At 69.2% G+C, this 16,402-nt stretch carries 16 protein-coding genes; 9 read left to right on the top strand and 7 right to left on the bottom strand.

The window, feature by feature from the left end:
• The first annotated feature begins 124 nt into the window (after positions 1-124).
• A complete protein-coding gene (mmsA, locus tag AC1DYG_RS07455; protein ID WP_477639223.1) occupies positions 125-1,657 on the top strand; it encodes a multiple monosaccharide ABC transporter ATP-binding protein in 1,533 nt (510 codons plus the stop codon).
• 1 nt (position 1,658) lies between these two features.
• Positions 1,659-3,077, top strand: coding sequence for a multiple monosaccharide ABC transporter permease (gene mmsB / locus AC1DYG_RS07450; RefSeq protein ID WP_477639222.1), 1,419 nt, complete (start codon positions 1,659-1,661; stop codon positions 3,075-3,077).
• Between the two features lie 62 nt (positions 3,078-3,139).
• Here mmsB and AC1DYG_RS07445 read toward each other — a convergent pair whose 3' ends face one another.
• Positions 3,140-3,877 carry a GntR family transcriptional regulator gene (locus AC1DYG_RS07445; protein ID WP_477639221.1) on the bottom strand — a complete coding sequence of 246 codons (738 nt, stop codon included), beginning with the start codon at positions 3,875-3,877 and terminating at the stop codon, positions 3,140-3,142.
• Positions 3,878-4,049: 172 nt separating this feature from the next.
• Here AC1DYG_RS07445 and AC1DYG_RS07440 point away from each other — a divergent pair, with 172 nt between their 5' ends.
• From AC1DYG_RS07440 to iolD, 6 genes are read left to right on the top strand one after another with little or no spacing between them, the layout of a single operon-like run.
• Positions 4,050-5,054: a Gfo/Idh/MocA family protein gene (locus AC1DYG_RS07440; protein ID WP_477639220.1), complete on the top strand. Its 1,005-nt coding sequence runs from the start codon at positions 4,050-4,052 to the stop codon at positions 5,052-5,054.
• Between the two features lie 3 nt (positions 5,055-5,057).
• A complete protein-coding gene (locus AC1DYG_RS07435; protein WP_477639219.1) occupies positions 5,058-5,966 on the top strand; it encodes a TIM barrel protein in 909 nt (302 codons plus the stop codon).
• 1 nt (position 5,967) lies between these two features.
• Positions 5,968-6,981, top strand: a complete 1,014-nt coding sequence (iolC, locus tag AC1DYG_RS07430; RefSeq protein WP_477639218.1) for a 5-dehydro-2-deoxygluconokinase — start codon at positions 5,968-5,970, stop codon at positions 6,979-6,981.
• Between the two features lie 47 nt (positions 6,982-7,028).
• The gene (locus AC1DYG_RS07425) at positions 7,029-7,895 is read left to right on the top strand and encodes a Cgl0159 family (beta/alpha)8-fold protein (protein WP_477639217.1); all 867 of its coding nucleotides are present in this window, start codon (positions 7,029-7,031) and stop codon (positions 7,893-7,895) included.
• Positions 7,892-8,797, top strand: a complete 906-nt coding sequence (iolB, locus tag AC1DYG_RS07420) for a 5-deoxy-glucuronate isomerase (RefSeq protein WP_477639216.1) — start codon at positions 7,892-7,894, stop codon at positions 8,795-8,797. Before AC1DYG_RS07425 ends, iolB begins: the two co-directional genes overlap by 4 nt.
• A gap of 1 nt (position 8,798) precedes the next feature.
• Positions 8,799-10,733: a 3D-(3,5/4)-trihydroxycyclohexane-1,2-dione acylhydrolase (decyclizing) gene (gene iolD, locus AC1DYG_RS07415; protein ID WP_477639215.1), complete on the top strand. Its 1,935-nt coding sequence runs from the start codon at positions 8,799-8,801 to the stop codon at positions 10,731-10,733.
• A gap of 57 nt (positions 10,734-10,790) precedes the next feature.
• On the opposite strand, the gene AC1DYG_RS07410 is transcribed toward iolD, so the two are convergent.
• The 4 genes from AC1DYG_RS07410 to AC1DYG_RS07395 are packed head-to-tail and all read right to left on the bottom strand — an operon-like array spanning position 10,791 to position 14,153.
• Complete coding sequence (locus AC1DYG_RS07410) at positions 10,791-11,198, bottom strand: universal stress protein (protein ID WP_477639214.1); 408 nt, start codon at positions 11,196-11,198, stop codon at positions 10,791-10,793.
• The gene (locus AC1DYG_RS07405) at positions 11,195-12,028 is read right to left on the bottom strand and encodes an ATP-binding cassette domain-containing protein (RefSeq protein WP_477639213.1); all 834 of its coding nucleotides are present in this window, start codon (positions 12,026-12,028) and stop codon (positions 11,195-11,197) included. The genes AC1DYG_RS07410 and AC1DYG_RS07405 overlap by 4 nt, the downstream gene beginning before the upstream one ends.
• Positions 12,025-13,047, bottom strand: coding sequence for an ABC transporter permease (locus AC1DYG_RS07400; protein ID WP_477639212.1), 1,023 nt, complete (start codon positions 13,045-13,047; stop codon positions 12,025-12,027). Before AC1DYG_RS07400 ends, AC1DYG_RS07405 begins: the two co-directional genes overlap by 4 nt.
• A 2-nt stretch (positions 13,048-13,049) precedes the next feature.
• The gene (locus AC1DYG_RS07395; RefSeq protein ID WP_477639211.1) at positions 13,050-14,153 is read right to left on the bottom strand and encodes a substrate-binding domain-containing protein; all 1,104 of its coding nucleotides are present in this window, start codon (positions 14,151-14,153) and stop codon (positions 13,050-13,052) included.
• 112 nt (positions 14,154-14,265) lie between these two features.
• On the opposite strand from AC1DYG_RS07395, the gene AC1DYG_RS07390 reads away from it, so the two are divergent.
• Positions 14,266-15,300 carry a LacI family DNA-binding transcriptional regulator gene (locus AC1DYG_RS07390; protein WP_477639210.1) on the top strand — a complete coding sequence of 345 codons (1,035 nt, stop codon included), beginning with the start codon at positions 14,266-14,268 and terminating at the stop codon, positions 15,298-15,300.
• 30 nt (positions 15,301-15,330) lie between these two features.
• Here AC1DYG_RS07390 and AC1DYG_RS07385 read toward each other — a convergent pair whose 3' ends face one another.
• Positions 15,331-16,074 carry a DUF4386 domain-containing protein gene (locus AC1DYG_RS07385; protein ID WP_477639209.1) on the bottom strand — a complete coding sequence of 248 codons (744 nt, stop codon included), beginning with the start codon at positions 16,072-16,074 and terminating at the stop codon, positions 15,331-15,333.
• Positions 16,075-16,086: 12 nt separating this feature from the next.
• Positions 16,087-16,350, bottom strand: coding sequence for a putative antibiotic biosynthesis monooxygenase (locus AC1DYG_RS07380; protein ID WP_477639208.1), 264 nt, complete (start codon positions 16,348-16,350; stop codon positions 16,087-16,089).
• Positions 16,351-16,402 lie beyond the last annotated feature (52 nt).

Below are 16,402 nucleotides of genomic sequence, written 5' to 3'. Positions count from 1 at the left end.
GGCGGCGGACGGATGACCGYCCSCCGCCACGGACACCACGCAGAGCCAGTACCGCTGGACCCTGCACGTACCGCACGATGAACCACGACCAACGGGACCCAGAAGACCCACGGAGGCTGAGCGGATGTCCACCCCGATCCTCACGATGCGTGACATCACCAAGGAGTTCCCTGGCGTCAAGGCGCTCTCGGACGTGAACCTGTCGGTGCAGCGCGGCGAGATCCACAGCATCTGTGGTGAGAACGGCGCCGGGAAGTCGACCCTCATGAAGGTGCTCTCCGGTGTCTACCCGCACGGCACCTACCTCGGAGACATCGTCTTCGAGGGCAACGAGATGCAGTTCAAGGGGATTCGCGACAGCGAGTCCGCGGGCATCGTCATCATCCACCAGGAGCTCGCCCTCATCCCCGAGCTCTCGATCGTGGAGAACCTCTTCCTCGGCAACGAGCAGGGCAGGGCCGGCGTCATCAACTGGCCGGTCGCGCGACAGCGCGCCCTCGACCTGCTCGCCCGGGTGGGGCTGGACGAGGACCCGAACAGCCAGGTCAAGAACATCGGCATCGGCAAGCAGCAGCTCGTCGAGATCGCCAAGGCGCTGGCCAAGGACGTCAAGCTGCTGATCCTCGACGAGCCGACGGCCGCCCTCAACGACACCGACAGCCGACACCTCCTGGACCTGCTCCTGGGCCTCAAGGCCAAGGGCATCACCTCGATCATGATCAGCCACAAGCTGGGCGAGATCGAGGAGGTGTCCGACTCGATCACCATCATCCGCGACGGCCGCACCATCGAAACGCTGGACATCACCAAGGGTGAGGTGAACGAGGACCGGATCATCCGCGGCATGGTCGGCCGCGACCTCGACCACCGGTTCCCCCCGCACGAGCCGACGATCGGTGACGTCCTCCTGGAGATCCGTGACTGGACCGTCGGGCACCCCCACGACGCATCCCGGATCGTCGTCAAGAACGCCAACCTCAGCATCCGCCGCGGCGAGATCGTCGGTCTGGCCGGCCTGATGGGCGCGGGTCGCACCGAGCTGGCCCGTAGCGTCTTCGGTGAGTCCTACGGCCACAAGGTCGGCGGCGAGCTGGTCAAGGACGGCCGGACGCTCAAGGCGAACACCGTCCAGAAGGCCATCGACGCCGGGCTCGCCTACGTCACCGAGGACCGCAAGAGCCTTGGCCTGAACCTGCTCGACACGATCAAGGTGTCCATCACGGCGGCCGGGCTCAGGAAGATCCGGCGGCGGGGCGTCGTCGACGAGCGCGAGGAGGTCCTCGCCGCCGAGCGCTACCGCAAGAGCATGAACATCAAGACCCCGAGCATCGAAGAGGGCGTCGCCAAGCTGTCAGGCGGCAACCAGCAGAAGGTCGTCCTCGGCAAGTGGATGTTCACCGAGCCGGACGTGCTCATCCTCGACGAGCCCACCCGTGGCATCGACGTCGGTGCCAAGTACGAGATCTACGAGATCATCAACCGCCTCGCCGACAGTGGACGCGGCGTGCTCGTGATCTCCTCCGAGCTGCCCGAGCTGCTGGGGCTGTGCGACCGCATCTACACCCTCAGCGCCGGTGTCATCACGGCCGACGTCGCCCGAGCCCAGGCAGACCAGGAAGTCCTCATGCGTTACATGACCCAGCGAAAGGCAGACTGACATGGCGACCGACATCGCCCCCGCGCCCACGGCCCCCGCGCCGCCGCCCACCGAGTCACTGGTGAGCGAGATGCGCAAGGCCCTCAGCGGCAACATCCGCCAGTACGGGATGATGATCGCGCTGCTGCTGCTGGTTCTCATGTTCCAGGTGCTGACCGACGGCCTGTTCCTCCAGCCGCGCAACGTCACGTCGCTGCTGGTGCAGAACGGCTACATCCTCATCCTCGCGATCGGCATGGTCATGGTGATCATCGCCGGCCACATCGACCTCTCGGTCGGCTCGGTGAGCGCCTTCGTCGGTGCCACGGTGGCGCTCTCGATGGCCAAGCTGGACCTGCCCTGGCCTGCCGCCATCCTGCTCGGGCTCGCGCTCGGCATCCTCGTGGGGATCTGGCAGGGCTTCTGGGTCGCCTACGTGGGGATCCCCGCCTTCATCGTGACGCTGGCCGGCATGCTGCTCTTCCGCGGCCTCGACCTGATGATCCTCAACGCCGAGTCCATCCCGGTGCCGGAGAGTTTCCAGAAGATCGCGAACGGCTACCTGCCCGAGGTCGGTCCGGTGACCGGCTACCACAACCCCACCCTCGTCCTGACTCTGCTGGCTGTCGCCGTGATCGTCTACCTCGAGCTGCGCCGCCGGTCCGACCTTCGGCGCTACGGCATGGACGTGCCTCGCCTGACCCTGAGCATCATCAAGCTGGTCGTCATCTGCGGGCTGCTGCTGGGCTTCGGCCTCCTGCTCGCGTCCTACAAGGGCGTCCCAGTCGTGGGCCTGATCCTCGGCGGCCTCGTCGTGCTCTACACGTTCATCACCCAGCGCACCGTGCTCGGCCGTCACATCTACGCTGTCGGTGGCAACTCCAACGCCGCACGCCTCTCCGGCGTGGACACGCGACGGATCGACCTGTTCGTCATGGTCAACATGGGCTTCCTGGCCGCGGTCGCGGGCATGGTGTTCACGGCATACCTCAATGCCGCGAACCCCAAGGACGGCGTCAACTTCGAGCTCGACGCGATCGCGGCCGTCTTCGTCGGTGGCGCGGCGGTGGCCGGTGGTGTCGGCACCGTCACGGGGTCGATGATTGGCGGCCTCGTCATGGGCGTGCTCAACCTGGGCCTTGCCAACCTGAGCGTGGACAGCAACTTCGTCCAGATCATCAAGGGCCTGGTGCTCCTCGGCGCCGTCGCGTTCGACGTGTACTCGAAGAGCCAGGGCAAGCCCAGCTTCATCGGGATGATCCTCAAGGGTATGCAGCGTGGCCGAGGAGGCGACGGCCCCAGCGGCCCCAGCGGGGGCGCCGGGCCGTCGACCCCGGTGGCCGAGGGGGAGGAGGGCACCGGCTTCCGCAACGCCAGCCGCTCGCACACTGGCATCGCGGAGAGCGGTGCTGCACCGAAACCCCAGCCCTCGGCCTGTTAGCCGGGTAGGTCGGCGGCGCCCGACCCGGGTCAGGGGTCGGGCGCCGCGGCAAGCCCGGCCGCTCAGCGTTCGTCGATCATGACCTCGATGCTGTACGTCGACGCGCGGTAGCAGTGGTCGCCGAACTCCACCGCCTTGCCGACCGCGTCGAAGGCGCTGCGCGACATGGTCAGCACTGGTTCGCTCCCGCGGATGCCGAGGTGCTTGCGCTCCCGAGTCGTGGGAGTCCGGGCGCCGATGCTCTGGTGCGCGACGACCGGCCTGACTCCGCGTTCGCGGAGCAGGGCGTAGAGCCCCTGCTCCTCCAGCTCCTCGCGGCTGATGTCGTCGAGTCCTGGTGGGAGCCAGTTCTGCAAGACGGCCAGCGGCGTGTCGCCCGAGCACCGCAGGCGCACGATGGACAGGAACACCGTCTCGGCGGGGAGGTCGAGAGCAGTGGCGACCCTTTCGTCCTGCACCAGCTCGTGGCTCAGCACGTGCGTCGTGGGCCTGGCACCAGTGCGGGCGAGGTCGTCCCAGAGGCTGGTGAGCTCGGCGCGACGGTGCACCTTGCGCGCCGCGACTGTCGTGCCGAGACCACGTCGACGAAGCAACAGGCCCTGGTCGACCAGCTCCTGGATCGCCCTGCGCACCGTGGGTCGCGAGAGGTTGAGGCGAGCCACTATGGCCACCTCGTTCTCGAAGGGATCACCCGGCTGCAGCTCGCCGCTGTTGATCGCCTCGCCGAGCTGCTCGGCGAGCTGGTGGTAGAGCGGCACGGGTGATGCCCGATCGATCAGCACGCCCACCGGTTTGGTCATTCGCACACTCTAGCGGGTGCTCTTCGTTCCTTACGTGAGAATGTCCTAACAAATGGTTGACACGGCATCCGCCCCTCGGCACGCTGTCTCTGCAACCGCCGCGTGCCAACTTCCCCTCCCGGGTCCTGACAACGGCGATAGGCTTCGACACCGGATGGGAAGAGTTCCGCTGATGCGCATCGGACTAGCAGGTACAGGACGGATCGGGGCCTTTCACGCCTCGACGCTCAAGAGCCTCGACGCGGTCGATGAGGTCGTGCTCGCCGATGTCGACGGGGAGTCCGCCCGACGGGTCGCCGAGGAGCTCGGGCTCGCCCATGCCGCAGACACCGAAGAGCTGCTCGGCTCGGGAATCGACGGTCTGGTGATCGCGACGGCGACTCCCGGCCACGCGCCCCTGCTGCGCCAAGGCATCGAGCGTGGCATCCCGACGTTCTGCGAGAAGCCGGTCGCTGCCACTCTCGAGGAGACCATCGACCTGTCCCGCCTCGCGGCCGACTCGGACACCCCCGTCCACATCGGGTTCCAGCGCCGCTTCGACACCGGCTACCGCAACGCCAGGGCGGCCGTGGCTTCTGGGGAGCTCGGCTTCGTCCACACCATCCGGGCGGCGACGCACGACCAGGCTCCGCCGCACGCGGCCTACATCCCCACCTCGGGCGGGATCTTCCGCGACTGCAACGTCCACGACTTCGACATCATCAGGTTCGTCACGGGCCGCGAGGTCGCCACCGTCTACGCGACGGGCGGCAACAAGGGTGCGCCGTTCTTCCGGGACGCGGGCGATGTCGACACCGGTGCCGCCGTCCTCACCCTGGACGACGGCACGCTCGTGCTCGTGAGCTCCACCCGCTACAACGGCGCGGGCCACGACGTCCGCATGGAGGTCCACGGAGAGCTGGGCGCCATCGCGGTCGGGCTCGACGACTCGCTGGCCTTCCGGTCGGCCGAGGGCGACGTCGACTTCCCCCGGGGGCCGCAGAGGTCGTCGTTCATGGAGCGCTTCCTGCCGGCCTACCGCGCCGAGCTCGCTGCCTTCTGCGAGGTCGCCGCGGGCAGGCTGCCGACTCCCTGCACCGTCGACGACGCACTGCAGGCCTTCCGCGTCGCAGAGGCGTGCGAACTGTCGCGCAGCGAGCGCCGCCCGGTCGACCTCTCCGAGATCAAGGGAGCCTGACCCATGACCAACCAGACACCGCCACTGTCCGACCGCATCGCCGGCGCCCCGATCTCGTGGGGCGTCTGCGAGGTGCCCGGCTGGGGGTGGCAGTACGACCCCGCGACCGTGTTGAGGCAGATGGCAGACGTGGGGCTCGCTGCGACCGAGTTCGGACCCGACGGGTTCCTGCCCGACGAGCCGCAGGACAAGGCGCGCGTGCTCGCCGAGGGGGACCTCGAGGCGGTCGGCCAGTTCGTGCCGGTCGTCCTCCACGACTCGGGGCACGACCCGGTGCCCGAGGTCGAGCGGGCTCTGGACGGCCTCGTCGCCGCGGGCGCCTCCACCGTCGTGCTCGCCGCGGCAACCGGTGCGGAGGGCTACGACGAGCGGCCCGTTCTCGACGACGCCGGCTGGGCGACCCTGCTGGCCAACCTCGACCGCCTCGACACCGCTGCGGGGGCACGTGGCATCACCGCCACGCTCCACCCGCACGTCGGCACCATGGTCGAGTCCGGCGAGGAGACCGACAGGGTCCTCGCGGGCTCCACGATCGGGCTCTGCCTCGACACCGGACACCTCCTCATCGGGGGTGGCGACCCGGTCGCGGTCGTGCGCAGCCATCCCCAGCGAATCGCCCACGTGCACCTCAAGGACGTCAGCGAGGCGGTGGCCAGGCGCGTGCGAGCCGGCGAGCTCTCCTACACCGAAGGGGTGCGTGAGGGCCTCTACGTGCCGCTCGGGCAGGGCGACGTCGACATCGCCGCCATCGTCGGCGCCCTCGAGGACAGCGGGTATGCCGGGTGGTACGTCCTCGAGCAGGACACCATCCTGCCGGAGGACCCCGGAGCCCAGGGCCCCCTCGGAGACGTCGAGACGAGCCTCAACTACCTCCTGGCCCTGGCCGCGCAGCACTCCGGCGTCGGGGTCTGACTTGTCCCGGACCCCTGACACGTCCCAGACCTACGACCTCGTCTCCATCGGTCGAGTGAGCGCCGACATCTACCCGCTGCAGGTCGGCGTCGGGCTGGAGGAGGTGCGCACCTTCGAGAAGTTCCTCGGCGGCAGTGCCACCAACGTGGCCGTCGCGGCAGCCCGCTACAACCGTCACTGTGCGCTGATCACCCGCACCGGGCACGACGCCTTCGGCCGCTACGTACGGCAGGAGGCCGAACGCCTCGGCGTCGACCCGGCATACATCAGCGAGGTGGACGGGCCCCCCACCCCGGTGACGTTCTGCGAGATCTTCCCGCCGGACGACTTCCCTCTGTACTTCTACCGCTACCCGACTGCCCCGGACCTGCTCATCGAGCCGGACACCTTGCCCCTCCACGCGATCCGGGACGCTCGGGTGTACTGGAGCACCGTCACCGGGTTGTCGCAGGAACCCAGCCGGGCCGCCCACTTCACCGCCTGGGAGCACCGCGGCAGGCGCGAGCACACGATCCTCGACCTCGACTACCGGCCGATGTTCTGGGCCGACCCCGCCGAGGCGAGCGAACAGGTCGACAAGGCTCTCCAGCACGTGACCGTCGCGGTGGGCAACCGCGAGGAGTGCGAGGTCGCGGTCGGTGAGACCGACCCGCAGCGCGCGGCCGACGCCCTCCTCGATCGCGGGCTCGAGCTCGCGATCGTCAAGCAGGGCCCTCGCGGCGTCCTGGCGGCAACGCGCGACGAGCGTATCGAGGTCCCGCCGTTCCCCGTCGACGTCGTCAACGGCCTCGGGGCCGGCGATGCCTTCGGTGGTGCGTTGGTGCACGGGCTCATCTCGGGCTGGCCGCTGCGTGACGTGCTCGAGTTCTGCAACGTCGCCGGGGCGATCGTCGCCTCGCGGCTCGAGTGCTCGACGGCCATGCCGACCGAGGCCGAGGTGCGAGAGGCGATCGCGACCGGCACGGTGCCGGTACGGATCGGCGCGCCCGGTCGCACCCAGGAGGGGGAGCAATGAGCGCTACCACGGCCACTGGACCGAGACTCGGACGCGAGGAGCTGGCGATGCTCACTGAGACCCGGGTGAGGACTCCCCGGGCGATCGCCGAGCGGTGGGAGGACCGGGTGCTGCGCGAGCTCGTCGGCCCGGACGGGCGACTGCTCATCGTGGCGGCCGACCACCCCGCCCGTGGCGCGCTCGGCGTGCGCGGCGACGGGCACGCGATGGCGAGCCGGAGCGACTTGATCGGCCGGCTCGTCGAGGCGATCTCGCGGCCGGGAGTGGACGGCGTGCTCGGCACCCCGGACATCCTCGAGGACCTGCTGCTGCTCGGCGCCCTGGAGGGCAAGGTCGTGATCGGTTCGATGAACCGTGGCGGCCTGCAGGGGGCGACGTTCGAGCTCGACGACCGGTTCACCGCCTATCGCGCCAAGGACATCGTCGCCAACGGCCTCGACGGCGGCAAGATGCTGACGCGCATCGCCTACGGTGACCCGGGCAGCCTGCCCACCCTCGAGGCCAGCGCCCAGGCGGTCACCGAGCTCGCGGAGCACGGGCGGATGGCCATGGTGGAGCCATTCATCTCGGTGCGGGAGGGGGGGCGCGTCGTCAACCAGCTCGACCCTGACTCGACCATCCTGTCGATGCACATCGCCGCTGGTCTCGGAGCGACCAGCGCGCACACGTGGCTCAAGCTGCCGGTCGTCGACGAGCTCGAGCGCGTCATGGACGCGACCACGCTGCCGACGCTGTTGCTGGGAGGCGACCCGCAGACCCACCCCGACGAGACCTATGCCTCGTGGGGTCGGGCACTGGAACTGCCGTCGGTGCGCGGCCTGGTCGTCGGCAGGGCCTTGCTCTACCCGCCAGATGGCGACGTCGCCGGCGCGGTCGACATCGCCGCCGGGCTGGTGCACGGGGAGGTCGGATGAGCCTCGGTCGTGACAACGACACCTGGGTGCGTCTGGCCGGTACGGCGAAGAGGGACGGCTGGGACGTCGTCATCGACGACACGGTCCCGGGATGGCGGCACACCGGGCTGTATGCCGGGTCGCTCGGTGAGGGTGAGAGCCGCGCCGTCGAGGCCGGCGAGCGAGAGCACGTGGTGGTACCGCTGTCCGGCTCGGTGCGCGTGGCGGTCCCCGGGGCGCCGGATGTGCTGCTCCTCGGCCGCGATTCGGTCTTCGCCGGACCGACCGATGTCGCCTACGTGGCGCGCGACTCCGCGTTGACGGTGACCGCCGAGGGCGGCCCCGCGCGGGTCGCGGTGTGCGCCGCGAGGGCGACCACGCGGCATACCCCTGCGGTGCGGCACGTGTCGGCAGCCGAGGTGCCGGTCGAGCTGCGGGGCGCCGGGCGCTGCTCGCGCGAGGTCCGCAACTTCGGCATCCCCGAGGTGCTCGACGCGGACTCGATCATCGCGTGCGAGGTGATCACCCCGGCCGGCAACTGGAGCTCCTACCCGCCGCACAAGCACGACGAGGAGCGCCCCGGCGAGGAGACGGAGCTCGAGGAGATCTACTACTTCGAGACGCAGGCAACCGCCGGTGGCGACACGCCGGATCCCGTTGGCTACCAACGGGTCTACGGCAGCGAGGAGCGCCCGATCGACGTGCTGGCCGAGGTGCGCAGCGGCGACGTGGTGCTCGTCCCGCACGGCTGGCACGGCCCCGCGACGGCCGCGCCGGACGCCGACCTCTACTACCTCAACGTCATGGCCGGACCGGGGGAGCACCGGGCCTGGCTCATTCGCGACGACCCGGCGCACGCCGGGGTGCGCGAGACCTGGACGACGCAGGACGTCGACCCCCGACTGGTCGAGGGAGGCAGCTGACATGGGTGCGAACGACAGCGCGACGGTGCGGCTCACCGTGGCACAGGCCGTGGTCCGGTTTCTCGCCAACCAGTGGAGCGAGCGCGACGGCGAGTGCCAGAAGCTGTTCGCGGGCTGCTTCGGGATCTTCGGGCACGGCAACGTCGCGGGACTCGGCCAGGCTTTGCTCCAGAACGAGCTCGCCGATGGCGAGGAGCACCTTCCGTACGTGCTGGCGCGCAACGAGCAGGCGATGGTGCACACCGCGGTCGGCTACGCGCGACAGAAGGACCGGCTGCAGACCTGGGCGTGCACGGCTTCGGTCGGCCCGGGCTCGACGAACATGCTGACCGGGGCTGCCCTCGCCACGATCAACCGGATCCCGGTCCTGCTGCTGCCCTCGGGGACGTTCGCCACCCGAGTGTCTGCTCCCGTGCTCCAGGAGCTCGAGGTCCCGTATGCCGCGGACGTGACCGTCAACGACGCGTTCCGCCCCCTGTCACGCTTCTTCGACCGGGTCACCCGCCCGGAGCAGCTGGCGTCGGCACTGTTGGGGGCGATGAGGGTCCTCACGGACCCGGTCGAGACGGGGGCGGTGACCGTCGCCCTGCCCCAGGACGTCCAGGCCGAGGCGTTCGACTTCCCCGTCGCGCTGTTCGCCCGGCGCGTGTGGCACGTTGCCCGCCCACCGGCCGAGGCGGCACGAGTCGCGGACGCGGCGGAGGTGATCCGGAGCGCGGAGCGACCGATGGTGGTTGCGGGCGGTGGGGTGCACTACTCCGGTGCGGAGCAGGCGCTGGCGGCGTTCTGCGAGGCGACCGGCATCCCAGTGGGGGAGACCCAGGCCGGCAAGGGGTCGCTGCCGCACGGCCACCCGCAGCTGCTCGGGGCTGTGGGTGCCACCGGCACCACCGCGGCGAACGCCGTCGCCCGGGACGCCGATGTGGTCATCGGCGTCGGGACGCGATGGTCGGACTTCACGACCGCGTCGCGAACTGCCTTCCAGGACAACGGAGTCCGCTTCGTCAACGTCAACGTCGCCGGACTCGATGCCGGCAAGCACGCGGGCCTCTCCGTGGTCGCCGACGCCCGCGAGGCCCTGACCGCGCTCACCTCGGCCCTGGACGGGTATGCCGTGGAACCCGCCTACCGCGAACGCCAGGGCGAACTCTGGCGGGCATGGGATGAGCAGGTGGAGGCGGCCTACGACCCGCCGGCCGAGGTGACCTCGAAGCTGGCGGAAGGCCTGCTGACCCAGGCTGAGGTGCTCGGGGCGGTCAACGAGCTGTCCGACCCGCGCGACGTCGTCCTCTGCGCCGCGGGTTCGATGCCCGGCGACCTGCACAAGCTGTGGCGGGTCCGGGACCGCAAGGGCTACCACGTCGAGTACGGCTACTCCTGCATGGGTTACGAGGTGCCCGCCTCCTTGGGCGTCCGACTGGCCGATCCGACCCGCGACGTGTTCGCGATGGTGGGCGACGGGGGCTACCTGATGATGCCGACCGAGCTCGTCACCGCGGTGCAGGAGCGGATCAAGGTCGTCGTCGTCCTCGTCCAGAACCACGGCTTCCACTCGATCGGCTCCCTCTCGGAGTCGCTCGGGTCGCAGCGGTTCGGCACGTCCTACCGCTACCGCTCCGAGGAGTCCGGCCGGCTCGACGGCACGCCGCTCCCCGTCGACCTGGCGGCGAACGCCCGAAGCCTGGGCGCACACGTCATCGAGGTCCACTCGCGCGCCGAGCTCGCGGCGGCGATCGGGGAGGCCAAGGCCGCCCCGGCCGACGGCGGCCCCGTCGTCATCCACGTCGAGACGGACCCGCTCGTCCACGCGCCCGACAGCGAGTCGTGGTGGGACGTGCCGGTCTCGCAGGTGAGCGAGCTCGACAGCACGAGGTCCGCGCACGCGGCCTACGGGAAGTCCAAGGCGACCCAGCGCCCGCTCATCACCCCGCATTGAGGCTCGGCCTGGGCCAGCGCGAAGCTGAGCCCAGGCCGAGGTCTTTGGGGGGCCGGCTCAGGCGCTCCTTCTGGCCTTGACCGCCAGCACCGCGCAGGGCGCGTCGAGCAGGACCTGTTGTGAGGTGCTGCCCAGGAAGAGCTTGCCCACGGGCGTGCGGTGGCGAATGCCGATGACGATGAGGTCCGCCGACTCGGCCTGCGCCACGCGCAGGATCTCCTCGGCTGCCGCGAGCCCGGTGGTGGCCTGGAGGACCTCGTGGACCAGGCCCGCCTCCTGCAGTTCCTTCGAGATCGCGTCGATGTCCTCTGCGGTGGCGAAGCTCGGGGTGGCGAAGTCACCGTTCTGGCCGGTGTTGACGACCAGGAGCCTGCAGTCTCGGAGCAGCGCCTCGTCCTTGGCTCGCTCGAAGGCAGCAATCCCCTCGGGCGTCGGGATGTAGCCGACCACCACCGTGCCGGTCACGAGGAGCCCTCGAGGCGGGTGGCGCCCGTCATGATGGCCACGCCCTCACCCATGTCGTGCGACTGGGGCGTGATGACCCCGGCCCGGCCACCGAGCCGCTGGATGTGGATGCGGTCGGCGACCTCCCACACGTGGGGCATGTTGTGGCTGATGAGGATGATCGACAGGCCCTTGTCCCGCAGCTGCTTGACCATGTCGAGCACCATGCCGGACTCCTTGACACCGAGCGCCGCAGTCGGCTCGTCGAGGACCACGAGCCTGCTCCCGAACGCCGCGGCACGGGCGACTGCGACGGCTTGGCGCTGCCCGCCGGAGAGGGTCTCGACGGCCTGGTTCATGTTCTGGATCGTCTGGATGCCGAGGTTCTTCACCGACTCTCCGGCGCGCTTCTCCATGCCCTTCTTGTCGAGCATCCGCAGCACCGAGCCCAGGGGGCCTTTGCGACGCTCCTCACGGGCGAGGTAGAGGTTGCTCGCGATGTCGAGGGCGGGAATGACGGCCAGCTGCTGGTAGACCGTCTCGATCCCCGCTTCACGGGCATCCTGGGGCTTCTTGAAGTGGACCGGCTGGCCGTTGAGCGTGATCGCACCCGAGTCGGGGACATATGCCCCCGTGAGGCACTTGATCAGGGTCGACTTGCCGGCACCGTTGTCGCCGATCACGGCGAGCACCTCGCCCGGGTAGAGGTCGAGGTCGACCCCGTCGAGCCCGACGACACGGCCGAAGGTGATGACGAGCTTGCGGGCCGAGAGAACGGGGTCCTGCGCGTAGATGTGCTCCTTGCCTTCGGGCACACCGCCGTGGGCGACCTCGAGCGTGGTGGTGCTCATGCCTTCACCTTCCTGATCCACTGGTCCACAGCGACGGCGACCACGACGAGGATGCCGATGGACAGGTAGCGCCACTGCTGGTCGACGCCGAGCTGGGAGAGTCCGAATGCGAACGTCTGGACGATGAGCGCTCCGATGAGCGTCCCGACGAGGCGACCACGGCCACCGAACAGGCTCGTGCCGCCGATGACGACGGCGGTGATGCTCTGGAGGTTGGCGTCCGGGATGGCGTTGGGGGTCGCGGCCCCGGCCCTGCCGATGAGGATCCAGGCGGCAATGCCGTAGATGAGTCCGGCCACGGTGTAGACGGTCAACAGGATGCGCTTGCTGGGGACGCCGGACAGGCGGGCCGACTCGGGGTCGTCACCCACGGCATACACGTAGCGGCCCCAGGCCGTCTGGGACAGGACGAAGGCCATCACCACGTAGATGAGAGCCACGACGACGATCCCATAGGTAAGCCGGAACGAACCGATGCCGAACCCGTCGCCGAGGAAGTTGATCAGGTCGGGCAGGTGGCTGGCCTGGATGCTGGAGCCACCCGAGTAGAGCAGCGCGATGGCGCCGAAGATGCTCAGCGTGCCGAGGGTGACGATGAACGGCGGGAGGTTGATCCGCGTGACCAGGAGGCCGTTGAGTGCACCGGCCCCGGTGGCGAGCAGGAGTCCCGCGATCAGCCCGAGGATGCCGGGCATGTTGTCGTCCTTGGACAGGGTGGCCATCACCATCATCGACAGCACCATGATCGACCCCACCGACAGGTCGATGCCGGCGGTGAGGATGACGAGGGTCTGTCCCACCGCGAGCGCGGCGACGACGGCCGTCTGTTGGAGCAGGATGCCCATCGAGCTGGCCGTGAGGAACGTCGGCGTCGCGATGTAGAAGGCGATGAACGCGATGAGGAGCAGAAACAGCGGGCTCAGCCACGGTTTGCCGTGCAGCTGATGCTGCACGCGCTGAACGGGGGACTGCTGCCGCCGAGCGAACTCGGCGGCAGCGGAGGTGACCTCGGTGCTCATGGTCAGTTGCCCCAGCAGATCTTGGTGCCCTCGTCGGACGTGATGCTCTCGACGCCGTCCGACTTCTTGTCCGTGACCAGGGCCACGCCGGTGTCGAAGAAGTCGAGGCCCTCGGTGACCTTCGGCTTCTCGCCACCGCGGGCGATCTTCGCGATGGCCTCCATGCCGAGCGTGGCCATCTTCAGCGGGTACTGCTGGGCGGTCGCGCCGATGACGCCGCTCTTGACGCTGCCGACGCCCGCGCAGCCACCGTCGACCGAGACGATCAGAGCGGTCTTGTTCGCCGCCTTGAGGGCCGCGTTGGCGCCGACCGCCGTGGGCTCGTTGATGGTGTAGACGAGGTTGATGTTGGGGTTCTTGGCCAGGCACTTCTCCATGGCAGAACGCCCGCCGTCCTCCGCGCCCTGTCCGGCTTCGTTGCAGACGATCGTGTAGTCGCCGCCCTTGCCGCCGGTGTACTTCCCGGTCTTGGCCTCGTCACCGTTCTTCTTGCCGTCGGCCACGGGAACGCCCAGGCCCTCGAGGAAGCCCTGGTCGCGGTTGTAGTCCACGGAGACGATCTTGTCGTCGAAGAGGTCGAGCAGGGCGATGACCGCCGGCTTGCCGTCGAGCTGGGCCGCGGCCCACTGGCCGTCGAGCTTGCCCGCATTGCGGTTGTTGGTCGCGAACGTGATGTCCACGGTGTCGGCCGGGTCGGGCGGGGTGTCGAGGGCGATGACGAAGAGCTTGGCGTCGCGGGCCTTCTTGATGGCGGCGTTGACGCCGTCGCTCATCGGGGTGATGAGGATGCCCTTGTCGCCACGCGCGATGGCGTCCTCGATGGCCGTGATCTGGCCCTGGTCGTCGCCCTCCTGCTTGCCGGAGGCGACCGTCAGCTTGACGTTGTTCTTGCCGGCATCGGCCTTGGCGCCCTTCTGCATGGCGACGAAGAACGGGTTGGTGGAGTCCTTGGTGATCAGGGTGACGCCGACGGTGGACTCGCCGCCACCGCCACCGCTACCGGTGTCGGTGGAGCCACCGCGGTTGCACGCGGTGAGGGCGAGGGCGGTGGACGCCACGGCAGCGACTGCGACGGTCCTGCGCAGGGAGGGGGTGATGCGGGACATGGACGGCTCCTTCTTCTGCGGCGGGAAACCGCGTTGACAACGTTGTCGAGACCATTAGTAGCGCGCGTCTTGTATATTTGTCAACGGTTCCTGTACAACTAGCACCGTGACGATGACATCGATGTCAGACGCCGGGCGAAGGCCCCGCGCAACCATGCGTGAGGTAGCGGCTCTGGCCGGCGTGAGTCTCAAGTCCGTGTCCCGGGTGGTGAACCGCGAGGGTGGCGTGTCCTCCGACGTGACCACCCGTGTGGAGCGGGCCGTTGCGCAGCTGGGCTACCGCCACAACCTGGCTGCGAGCAACCTGCGTCGTGGCGACGGGCGCAGCGCGATGGTGGGCGCGCTGCTGCAGGACGTGAGCAACAGCTTCTCGGCCAGCCTGCTGCGCAGCCTCGAGGACGCAGGCCGCGACCGGGGCGTCGCGATCGTCGCATCAAGCCTGGACGAGGAGCCCGAGCGCGAGCAGGCCCTGGTGGAGAGCCTCGTGCGGCGCAGGGTGGACGGGCTGCTCCTCATGCCGGCGACCGAACGCCAGGAGTACCTCGCCGACGACCTGCGCACCGGGCTGCCCGTGGTGTTCGTGGACCGCCAGCCGAACGGGGTCGACACCGACTCCGTCACCATCGACAACGACCTCGGCGCACGGCTGGCGGTGAACCACCTCGTTGCGCACGGCCACCGCCGCATCGCGCTGCTCAGCGACATGACGACGATCCAAACCGCTCGGGCCCGGCACGAGGGCTACCTGTCCGCGCTCAGGGATGCCGGTATCGAGCCAGATCCCCGACTCGCCGCCACCTCGCTGCGGTCGTCCGAGGACGCGGTGGACGGACTGGGCCGCCTGCTCGACCTCGAGGACCCGCCGACCGCGATCTTCGCGGCGCGCAACTCGTTGGCAGTGGGTGCGATTCGTGCACTGCATCATCGCGGACTGGCCGGACGGATTGCCCTGGTTGGTTTCGACGACTTCCCTCTGGCCGACATCGTCGACCCGCCGCTCACGGTGATCCGGCAGGACGTCGCAGCCATCGGGGCCGAGGTCGCCGCGCGGTTGTTCGCCCGCATCGACGGAGACACCTCGGCTCCGCGCCACGTCGTGCTCAAGCCCGAGCTCGTCGCTCGCGGGTCGGGCGAGATCCGCCCCTAGTCCCAGGCTCTTCTCGTGCCGGTGGCCTTCTCACGCAGGGGCGGACCCGGGGGCTGGGGGATGAGTTGTCCTGACGCCCTTGATGAGCAGATAGGCCAACAGGGCGACCTCGCAGAGGATCTCGGGCCCGACGAAGATGACGGCCGACGTGTCTGCGAAGGTCGGGGCGAGAAACCGGCTGAGAGCGTCGGTGACGTAGCAGACCGTGCCGAGCATCAGCAGGAACGAGAGCCATCTCGGGAACATGCCGGAGCGATGGCCGAGTACTCCCAGGGCAAAGAGCCACAGCCAGCCGAGCTGCGCGACCAGGTAGCCGTAGTGCTGTAGATCCATGAGGAGCAGGACCAGTGCGTTCGAGCCGGCGACGCCGAACGCGGAGCTGTAGGCGTCGTTCGTCGCGACCAGCAGGGCGCCGAGCTGGTTGACCATGTTGAGGGAGGCGATGGCGGCCGAGACTGCGACGAAGACGACCATGCCGCGGGCGACGCTCCTCCCGGCGTGCGCGAAGAGCCGATGGAGGGTCACGGCCATGACGATCCAGACCAGGGCCTGGACCAGGTCGGCGGCGAAGCTCAGCCGGACCAGCGTCGCGTTGGCGACCAGGTTCGCTGCGGTCGCCGCGGCGTCACCGGGTTCGTACACGCTGACCCGCACGGCTTGGGCGAATCCGCCGAAGATCGCGACGACGAGGTACAGCAGGCCTGCCAGCCTCGCGAGTCGTACCGCCCCAGCCGGCGGACGACTCACGCCGACGGGCGCGTGGTGAGTGGTCATGGCGGCGTGGTCCTACTGTGCTGCGGGCCGGGTGAGGAAGCGGGCTCGCGCCTTGTGCAGCTGGGGCATGAGGCCGTAGATGACGATCGGCACGGCGATGGTGGCCAGGACGAACGTGCGCAGCACGGGCGACATGGGGCGAAGCCAGTCGCCCAGGGCGAGGTTGATGACCGTGAGCGTCGGGAAGACGCAGAGCCAGATCATCACGGCGAGCTGGTGCTTGGTCGGAGGGCCACTTCGTGGTGGGGCTGGGTGCGGTGCCTCGTGGGTTCTCATGCGTGAACTGTGACCCTGCTGCCGCGTTGGGGCAACGTTCGTTGCCGTTTCC

This window comes from Pedococcus sp. P1_H8 (assembly GCF_056405175.1).
The sequence above is the reverse complement of the archived record's forward strand: the minus strand, read 5'-3'. Positions and strand labels throughout refer to the sequence as shown.